This is a genomic window from Roseivirga ehrenbergii (assembly GCF_001593005.1).
Lineage (GTDB): Bacteria > Bacteroidota > Bacteroidia > Cytophagales > Cyclobacteriaceae > Roseivirga > Roseivirga ehrenbergii.
The window spans coordinates 246,175-255,295 of the sequence record NZ_LQZQ01000023.1 but is presented as its reverse complement, the minus strand read 5'-3'; the positions used below and the strand labels follow the sequence as shown (position 1 = coordinate 255,295).

The 9,121-nt window shown below is 40.5% G+C and carries 8 protein-coding genes; 6 read left to right on the top strand and 2 right to left on the bottom strand.

Annotated elements, in window-relative coordinates:
* Positions 1–505, top strand: a 505-nt coding sequence (locus MB14_RS10180; RefSeq protein ID WP_221405477.1) for a hypothetical protein, incomplete at its 5' end; no start/stop codon positions are given.
* Positions 506–636: 131 nt separating this feature from the next.
* Here MB14_RS10180 and MB14_RS10175 read toward each other — a convergent pair.
* Both MB14_RS10175 and MB14_RS10170 read right to left on the bottom strand, forming a co-directional pair.
* The gene (locus MB14_RS10175) at positions 637–3,294 is read right to left on the bottom strand and encodes a M56 family metallopeptidase (RefSeq protein WP_062591445.1); all 2,658 of its coding nucleotides are present in this window, start codon (positions 3,292–3,294) and stop codon (positions 637–639) included.
* Positions 3,291–3,668 (bottom strand): BlaI/MecI/CopY family transcriptional regulator, encoded by a 378-nt coding sequence (locus tag MB14_RS10170; RefSeq protein WP_062591444.1) that lies wholly within the window; start codon positions 3,666–3,668, stop codon positions 3,291–3,293. The genes MB14_RS10175 and MB14_RS10170 overlap by 4 nt, the downstream gene beginning before the upstream one ends.
* Before the next feature lie 277 nt (positions 3,669–3,945).
* Here MB14_RS10170 and MB14_RS10165 point away from each other — a divergent pair, with 277 nt between their 5' ends.
* The 5 genes from MB14_RS10165 to MB14_RS10145 all read left to right on the top strand — a co-directional run bounded on the left by MB14_RS10165 (position 3,946) and on the right by MB14_RS10145 (position 9,107).
* Positions 3,946–6,417, top strand: a complete 2,472-nt coding sequence (locus MB14_RS10165) for a S9 family peptidase (RefSeq protein WP_062591443.1) — start codon at positions 3,946–3,948, stop codon at positions 6,415–6,417.
* Between the two features lie 131 nt (positions 6,418–6,548).
* Positions 6,549–7,151 (top strand): TetR/AcrR family transcriptional regulator, encoded by a 603-nt coding sequence (locus MB14_RS10160; RefSeq protein WP_062591442.1) that lies wholly within the window; start codon positions 6,549–6,551, stop codon positions 7,149–7,151.
* A 51-nt stretch (positions 7,152–7,202) separates the two neighbouring features.
* Positions 7,203–7,997, top strand: a complete 795-nt coding sequence (locus MB14_RS10155; RefSeq protein WP_062591441.1) for a haloacid dehalogenase type II — start codon at positions 7,203–7,205, stop codon at positions 7,995–7,997.
* Complete coding sequence (locus tag MB14_RS10150) at positions 7,994–8,377, top strand: hypothetical protein (protein WP_062591440.1); 384 nt, start codon at positions 7,994–7,996, stop codon at positions 8,375–8,377. The genes MB14_RS10155 and MB14_RS10150 overlap by 4 nt, the downstream gene beginning before the upstream one ends.
* Positions 8,370–9,107 (top strand): SDR family oxidoreductase, encoded by a 738-nt coding sequence (locus MB14_RS10145; RefSeq protein ID WP_062591439.1) that lies wholly within the window; start codon positions 8,370–8,372, stop codon positions 9,105–9,107. Before MB14_RS10150 ends, MB14_RS10145 begins: the two co-directional genes overlap by 8 nt.
* Positions 9,108–9,121: the final 14 nt, after the last annotated feature.

The window sequence follows — 9,121 nt, the reverse complement described above, 5'->3', positions numbered from 1 at the left end:
AGATGTGTATAAGAGACAGGACGCCCGCTTTGATGAAATCCTACAACAAATGAAAGACGCAGAGCAAGCCAGACTACAAGCCAGTTTTGACCAAGAAGCCCAGAGCAAACTAGAAGCCGCACAGGCCGAAGAAGCGAGAATCAAAGCAGAGCAAGAAGCCGAAGCAGCACGCTTAAGACAAGAACAAGCAGCCGCCCAAGCTGAGCGAGACAGACTGGCAAGAGAACAAACCTCAGCCCAAACTCAAAGCAACGACACCACAGACGATTACTTAATTGTAGTAGCCTCTTACTCAGTGGGCAACCGTTACGGCAAGCTGTACTTAGAAGAGCTGAAGGCAGAATACCCTCAGGCAGGCCTATTCACCAGCCAAAAGCGCAACCTTGACTACCTCTACATCGAAAGCCTGAACGACTTCGACAAGGCCATCGCCCGCATGAAAGAAATCAGGAACGACACCCGATTCAAAAACAGCTGGGTACACATTGTGAGGTTGAGTAGGTAAGCAGAATAATATGTGCAACAAACCCAAAAGAGCAGCCAGACGGCTGCTCTTTCTTTGTTTTTAGAAGAGTTGGCTACTCTCGCAAAGATTAAAACCTTTAAACTTTAGTCAGCCAAGGCGCTATCATTTACCTACTTCGTCACTATTCTAATCAGCGCATCGTAGCCTTTCAGCTTTCGCTTTTTATGGTAATCATACATCTTGTCGTTTTTGATGATTTGAATACTTTGTACTTTCATTAAATCAAGCGCTTTTATCTGATCATCAGTCATGTCAGGTTTTAACTCTCCGTCAATTTCTAGTATGGCGTTGTCTTCCTTTATTGCGGCAATAGTGAAACTAGTTCTTATTGAGTTGTTGAAACTTTGATCAAAACTGACTATTCCAAGATCTTGATAAGAAGTATAATATGGAAACCTCTTAAGATACTCCCTACTGGATTTTTCATAATCCTTTGTACTATCAAGTATGATTAGCTTAGGGTTGCTAGATTGGACCTCTGGAAACATAACAAGAATTTCGCTCTTGCTCTTCATGACAGTAATACTTAATGCCTGATTAGCGTCAAGCAGCTTACTAGCTTCAGAACGATCTATTAAATTGCCATTAAAGGCGTAATATACAGAGTCAGAATCTTGGCTATCTGGAGCTGTAAATTGAAGCAAGCTTCGCTTTGTTGTAATTATAATGAGCCCAGATACCGGAGTAGGAATATCTGGGTACCTCTTAAGGACTGCAGCCTCACCCTTTATTACTGATATATTCTCAATTTGATTCGGGTCAAGGGTATTCATTATACCACTATCTCTCAGTTTGCCATCAACCATGTAGCGTACGGCAGAGGTCTCCGGTGAACCCTTTACAGTGTCTTTCACTAATTTTACCAACTTGACCTTTATTTCCTTTCGCTCTTTTTCATCATATACAGGATAGTCTTCTATTATTTCTGAAACTCTAAGGCCTACGAGTTTATACTGACTCATTTCTTCTTCTCCTATAATTTTGCCCATGTACTCATATCGTATTTTGGGAGCTGAAAAATCGATGGAAGTATTCATCTTTTCCAAATACTGATTTACCTCTCTTTCGTACTTCTTGAGATCGCCTGAATAGGAGTTAAGTGTTCTCCAGTGTGTATTTAGTTTTTCGATTCGCTTTTTATATTGATTCAGAAGAGCCGTGTCAGTTTTTCCAGTGGCTTTCAACTGTTTCTCCAATTCTTTCAACTCCATTTGAGTTTGGGGTATCTCTCGCTCTACCTTTCTTAACTCCGAACGGATACGAGCCATATTCACTTCGTTTTGAGCTTCAGCCTTTGCCATTTCTTCTGAATACTGTTGTTCCCTTTTTTCAAGTTCTGCATCAATTTGTTGGTTGTATTCTCTGGCCTTATTGGCATTGGCAATATGTCTTGCTTTCAATGCCTCATCAATTCTTCGGTTTTCGGCATTTACCTTGTCAATAAGCTCCTGAGAAAACTCTTTTTTGGCGCTTTGGTGTTCTTCAGAAAACCTATGGATTTGATTGTATGCGGTTTTATAAGCTTCAAATTCTTCACCAGTGATTTCCGTTTTGTCATTCATTATCATTGTTACAGCACCAAAAGCATCGGTTTTCACCGTCACTTTAGAGTTTGGGTTCAGTAACTCTAGAATAGCTTTATTCACCTTGGTGGTATCTTGAAATACCGGGTTTTGCATCAAGCTTTCAATGTTATCTTCTTCCAGATCGGCCATGGTGGGTTGGTCTGCTTGGCTTGCATTCTGACTCATAAGCACAAAGCTCAATACCAGAATTCCCAAGGACATAAAGCCGCTGAGCCAGTTCATTTGAGGTTTGTGATCTACAATGCGTTTTACCCTGCTCAGCAATTGATTTTTCTTTCCGGCAAAAGCCAAAGCAGGTTGAAATTTATGTCCTTGAAATTCAGAGGCATTAGTTAATGCTTTGATCAGTGTCAGCTTTTTACCCAGCTGATTTAGGGCGATATCATCACAGTGGAACTCCCTTTCGGCATCTAGCTGTATTTTGAGCCACCAAAAAGCAGGGTGGAAAAAGTAAACCACCTGCAACAGGTTGATAACTATGTTGATAAGAAAATCTTTTCGTTTGATATGGGCCAATTCGTGCACTAAAATGGCTTCAATTTCATCAGTAGGAAGGGCTTGGATGAGTCCCATAGGAAAAATGATGACAGGCTTAATCACACCCATGACCAATGGAGAAGAAACCCTTTCAGATTGCTTTAAAAGCACTTTTCCCTTTATTTTCAAAGAGTTGCAGAGTTCGCTCATTTTCTCTAACCAGACTGAATCTGTAATCAAATTGGCTCTGGATTTTAGTCGGTTTAGAAAATAGAATCCTCCTAACATTCTGACTGTGAATAAGAAGGCGCCCATAAGCCAAACCACTAAGGCCAAATTGGCGTTTTGTGACGTCCAAGCTTTCCATTTTGCCATAAGGGTGGGAGAGGTAGCCACCTGCTTAACTGGTGATGAAGCTTCATTGAATTCTAATGAAAACACGGAGGTATTCTCGAAATCAAGCGGGCTATTAAAGGTTGAGGTTGTTACACCATTATCTAAATGCCCCAGAAAAGTAGTGATGGAAAGTAGAGGTAATATAAGAATAGCAACAAGCACTACGGCATAACGTTTTGCAGGCGAAGCTTTCTTCATGAAAAGCAAGACAACAAAACTGGCGATCAGCACTAAGGCTCCTTGCCAAAGCGAATCGAATAGGGTTAGGCCTAAGGCTTCGGCCCATTGAGGGTTGATGAGTGCTTTCATTTTTGTTCTCCTTCAAGTTGTTCAATGAGTTTTTTGATTTCTTCGAGCTCGGCTTTTGAGGCTTTTCCTTGCCCTAATGCCTGCATGACCAATTGCGAGGCGGAACCGCTAAAAGCGGCATCTACTAATTTATTGAGTAAAGTATGCTGTACATTTTGTTGTTCAATGGCTGGTTTGTACACATGGGTGCGAGAAGACTCATCTCTAGTGACAATACCTTTCTGCGCCATAATCTGCATCAGTTTTAAAGTTGTGGTATAACCCGTTTCCTTTTCCTGACAAAGTATTTCATTGACTTCCCTCACCGTACTTGGGCCTTTTTCCCAAAGCACTCTGAGTATGTCTAGTTCCGATTCCGTGGGTTTATGTGTCATGTTGCTTTCGTTTTTAAATATTGACCTCTTCTGAAGTAGACATTTCTAGTCTACGACAAGTTTCGTATCAAACTTATACGAACGAATTCGTAATAACAAATTTTGTTACGAATATTTTCGTATATCCATCATGTAATAAATGTCAATTCATATGATTTATACCGAAAAGATGAAAACTCTTTCCTTCCATCACCTTTTTTAGAACAATTATATTATCAATCTGTATTTAGCATGAAAGGAATGTTTAATTTCATTAACCACTAAACTTACCAACGAGATGAAACTATCGAATAATTTAAAACGACTCCCCCGGCTTCTGGTCGTGGCGGTGCTATTGAATTTCGGTTCAATACAAGCACAAGACACCAATATGGGCTACCAAAGGCCTCCAGAGGAAATTGCTAAACTGATTGATGCGCCTTCAACGCCATCGGTGAGTATTGATTCTAAAGCAGATTGGATGTTACTGATGGAAAGACCTGGCTATCCTTCTATTGAAGAAGTAGCTGCACCAGAGCTTAGAATTGGCGGAACCAGAATTAACCCTGCCACCAACGGCCCAAGCAGAGAAAGCTTTATGACGGGCTTGAGTTTGAAGAACATTGCTTCAGGTCAAGAATTTCAGTTTTCAGGAATGCCAAGCAAACCTCAAATTGGTAATGTAAGCTGGTCGATGGACGAAAGTAAAATTGCTTTTACCAATACCACCGAAAACGGAATTGAGCTTTGGGTGGCAGATGTAAACAGCAAGTCAGCCAAAAAATTGACAGGTGAAATCATCAACAATGCCTATGTAGGTGCATATGAATGGATGCCAGACAATAATTCATTATTGGCAAGTACTGTTGTCGACAACCGTGGCCCTCAGCCCAAAAAGCCTTTGGCACCCACCGGGCCAGTACTTCAAGAAACTTCTGGCGCACTTGCCGCTTCAAGAACCTATCAGGATTTACTTGAAAACCCGTATGACGAAATGCTTTTCGAATACTACACCATGGTTCAGTTGAGAAAAATCGACATGAATGGAAATAGTCAGAAAGTAGGGCAGCCAGACATTATTAAGTCGGTTAATATTTCCCCTGACGGCAACTATATTTTAGTTCAAACTATTCAGAAGCCGTTTTCTTATTTAGTGCCTGCGTCTCGTTTTCCTTTTCAATACGAAGTATGGAGCAGTACAGGAAGCTTGGTAAAAGTAATGGCCAAAATTGATTTGGATGAAGTTCGTCCCAATGGATTTGACGCCACAAGGTTAGGTGCTAGAAGCATGACTTGGAGAGCTGACAAACCGAATACGCTTTACTGGGCAGAAGCAAATGATGGTGGAGACCCGAACAAAGAAGTAAAAGAGCGCGACATTGTATACATGCAAAGCGCTCCGTTTAACGGAAAACCAACCAAGCTTTTCGGAACTAGTTTACGCTACTCTGGCATTCAGTGGGGCGATGAAAACAGGGCCTTATTAAATGAAGGCTGGTGGGCACAGCGTTTGGAAAAAACCACCTTGATTGATCCATCTAAACCGAATACTCCTGGTCAGGTATTAATTGACCGCGCTACTACCGACCGTTATAATGACCCTGGAAACCCAGTAATGACTAAAAATCAATATGGCTGGAATGTGCTTTTATTTGACAAAGACGATCTGTTTATGCGTAGTACGGGAGGCTCGCCAGAAGGTGACAGACCGTTCTTGAGCAGGTTTAACACAAAAACTAAGAAGGCAGAAATCCTTTTCAGGTCTGAAGCCCCTTATTACGAAAGAGTAACTGATCTTCTTTCTAAAAAAGGAGACATGATAATTACCATTCGCGAGTCGGAAAAAGAGCCGCCTAACTATTACATCCGTGATTTGAAGAAAGGTACAATGAAGGCGATTACAGACTTCCCTCATCCGCAACCTTCATTAATGGCCATTAACAAGGAAATCGTAAAATATAAAAGGAAAGATGGCGTAAACCTAAGTGCCACTTTATATACGCCTGCGGGTTACGACAAAGACAGAGATGGTAGATTGCCAGTAATTATGTGGGCTTACCCAATTGAGTACAAGTCGGTAGAAACGGCTTCTCAAATTAGAGGTACTCCTTATTCGTTTACCAGGGTAAGTTCTGGTTCACCATTGTTTTGGGTACTACGAGGTTATGCGGTAATGGATGGCACGGAGTTTCCAATTATTGGTGAAGGTGATAAAGAACCAAACGATACTTTTGTAGAGCAATTGGTAATGAATGCCGAAGCGGCCATCGACAAAGCCGTTGAAATGGGCATTGGCGATCGCAATAAATTTGCAGTAGGTGGCCATTCTTATGGTGCGTTTATGACAGCCAACCTTTTAGCACATTCCGATTTATTTGCAGCCGGAATTGCCCGAAGTGGTGCTTACAACAGAACTTTAACGCCATTTGGTTTCCAAAGAGAAGAGCGTACTTATTGGGAAGATCCAGACCTTTACAACACCATGTCGCCATTTATGAATGCTGACAAAGTGAATGAGCCATTGCTTTTGATTCATGGTGAGGCCGATAATAATTCAGGTACTTTCCCAATCCAGAGTATTCGTTTTTACAATGCCATTAAAGGGCATGGCGGCACTTCAAGACTGGTAATGTTACCTCACGAAAGCCACGGCTATCGCGCAAAAGAATCAATTATGCATATGCTTTGGGAAATGGATACTTGGATGGAAACGCACGTAAAAAACGCGAAGACTAAACCAGAAAACGCAACCATTGATAGCAAGAAGTAATTGAAAAGCTAGTATTGAAAATCCGAACCGCACTCGAAAGGGTGCGGTTTTTTTGTCTAATTGACATAAAAGCAACTTACTGGTTGAACCAACAAAACATACTAAGTAGTATTTTTTATTATCTTTACGCCATGCAACAAGATTTAAAATCTGACTTTACTAAACAGCTTATTGTAAACGAGGCATTTAAGTTGTTTTATGCTAATGGTTTCAGAACTACCAGCATTGATAAAATAATGGAGAAAACCTCCTTGAGTAAAGGTGCATTCTATCATCATTATAAAAGTAAAAAAGAACTGGGCCTTGAGGTGATTAGCCTAAAGGTTCAAAAAAGAGTGGTTGAAGGAATGATTTCTCCTTTAAAGCAAGAGGGTAATAGTTTCAATATTCTGGAAAACGTATTTATCAACCGGCTAAAGGAATTTCCATTTCAGGAAAAGCAAAATGGTTGCCCTATGAATAATTTGATTAATGAGTTAGGTAACAGTGAAAGTATATATCAGACTGCGCTCAAAAGTATTATAGAAAAGTGGAAAAGCGCTTTGGTGGAGCTTATTGAAAAAGGAAAAACCGAAGGCTCAATAAAAAAGGAGACTCCTAGCGAAGCTGTTGCCGTTTACTTGATCAGTGCGTTTGAAGGGATCAGAGGTATTAGGAAACTATATGACAATGATGTTGTGTTAGACGAATTCATCACAGGGCTTTCATTGTACTTAAAACAAATAAAGGCTTAATTTTTTTACCCTAAAACATACTTGCTAGTATGTTTTACTAAACATTAAAAAATGAAAAACGAAAGAAGAGATTTTATTAAAAAGTCTGGAATGCTAGGCGTAGGAATGGTGGCGGGTCCGCAATTTGGAATGACGAGATCTGCAGAAGAGGATAAAATGAGTCAAAGCATTAGGCCTAAAGTCTTGTTCTTTGATGTCAATGAAACCCTATTGGACTTAACTGCCATGAAAGAGAGCGTGGGTAAGGCCTTGGGCAATAGAAGTGATTTGTTACCCTTGTGGTTTACCACCATGTTGCAATATTCGCTAGTAACTACAGTGGGTCGGCAGTACAACGATTTTGGAATTATTGGTGCTGCTGCATTACAAATGGTAGCCGCTAACAACAATATTTCTTTAACCGAATCTGAAGCAAAAGAAGCAATACTGACTCCAATAAGGTCATTGCCTGCTCATCCAGAAGTGAAGGAATCATTGGCACGATTAAAGGACGCTGGCTATACACTGGTTTCATTTACAAATTCATCCAACAAAGGGGTTGAAACACAATTTACAAATGCTGGTTTGTTAGAATTTTTCGAAGAGCGATTAAGTATCGAAGACATTGGAAAATTTAAGCCACATACCGATGCTTATGATTGGGCCGCCAGAAAAATGGGCGTTGCGCCAAGCGAGTGCTTATTAGTAGCGGCTCATGGCTGGGACATCGCTGGTGCTATATGGACTGGTTGGAGAGGTGCTTTTATTAGCCGTCCCGGGGCTCAATTATATCCGCTTGCTCCGACTCCAGAAATCAATGAGCCCAATTTAAAGCTCATTGCTGACCGGCTAATTTCTCTCAAATGAAAAAGCGCGTAAATCAAAGCATTAACATAATATCAATACTCGTTTTGATCTACTTTGCGGTTCCCAAAATTCTTGGGCTTTCTCAAAGTGTAACTGGCTTCGAGCAATTTGAAAGTGTGCTGCACATAGACGCCACCTTTTTCAGATTATTTACGGGCTTTTCAGAATTAATCATTGCTGCATTAATCCTTACACATGCTTTTACTAAAAACCGCATGGTAGGTTTAGCGGCCTTTCTGTTTCTACTGGCCACCATGGTTTCGGCTTTAGGTATCGAGTTTTTTGTAAGGCCCGAGCCAGTCATGCTGTTGGTGGTCATCGCCATCATTTTAATGCTTACATCTTCCTACAAACTAAAAAACATCTTAAATCATGAATAACTTAAACGGTAAAGCAATCATAGTAACAGGATCATCAAGAGGGATAGGGAAAGAAGTAGCGATCCTCTTGGCAAAAAATGGTGCTAAAGTAATTGTCAATCATTCTAATAGCCCAGATGAAGCGGATGACACTGTCAATCAAATAGTGAATAATGGAGGAGAAGCCATCGCGGTAAAAGCTGATGTTAGCCAAAGAGATCAAGTAACGGACTTATTCGACAAAGCAATTGAAGCGTATGGAAAAGTGAATGTCTTGGTCAATAATGCGGGAATTATGTTTTCGAAATTGCTAAAAGATAATACGCAAGAAGATTTCACAAGTCTGTTTGATGTGAATGTAAGAGGCATTTTTAATACGCTACAAGAAGCTGACGCTAAACTAGCCGACAATGGAATTATCATTAATTTCTCTTCAAGTACTGCCAAATTAATGTTCCCAACCTACTCATTATATTCTGCTACAAAAGCTGCCGTAGAACAAATCACAAGAGTTTTTTCTAAGGAAATTGGGAGAGGTATTTCCGTAAATGCTATAGCTCCTGGAGCCACTGCAACCGACTTGTTTTTAAATGGAAAATCACAAGAGACCATTGATAAACTAAGTGCGATGAATGCCTTTAACAGACTGGCCGAACCCATCGATATTGCCAAAGTTGTATTGTTCATGGCCAGCGATGATTCCAAATGGATATCGGGTCAAGTAATTGGGGCTAACGGAGCATTGGTGTAATATTAAAATTAGAC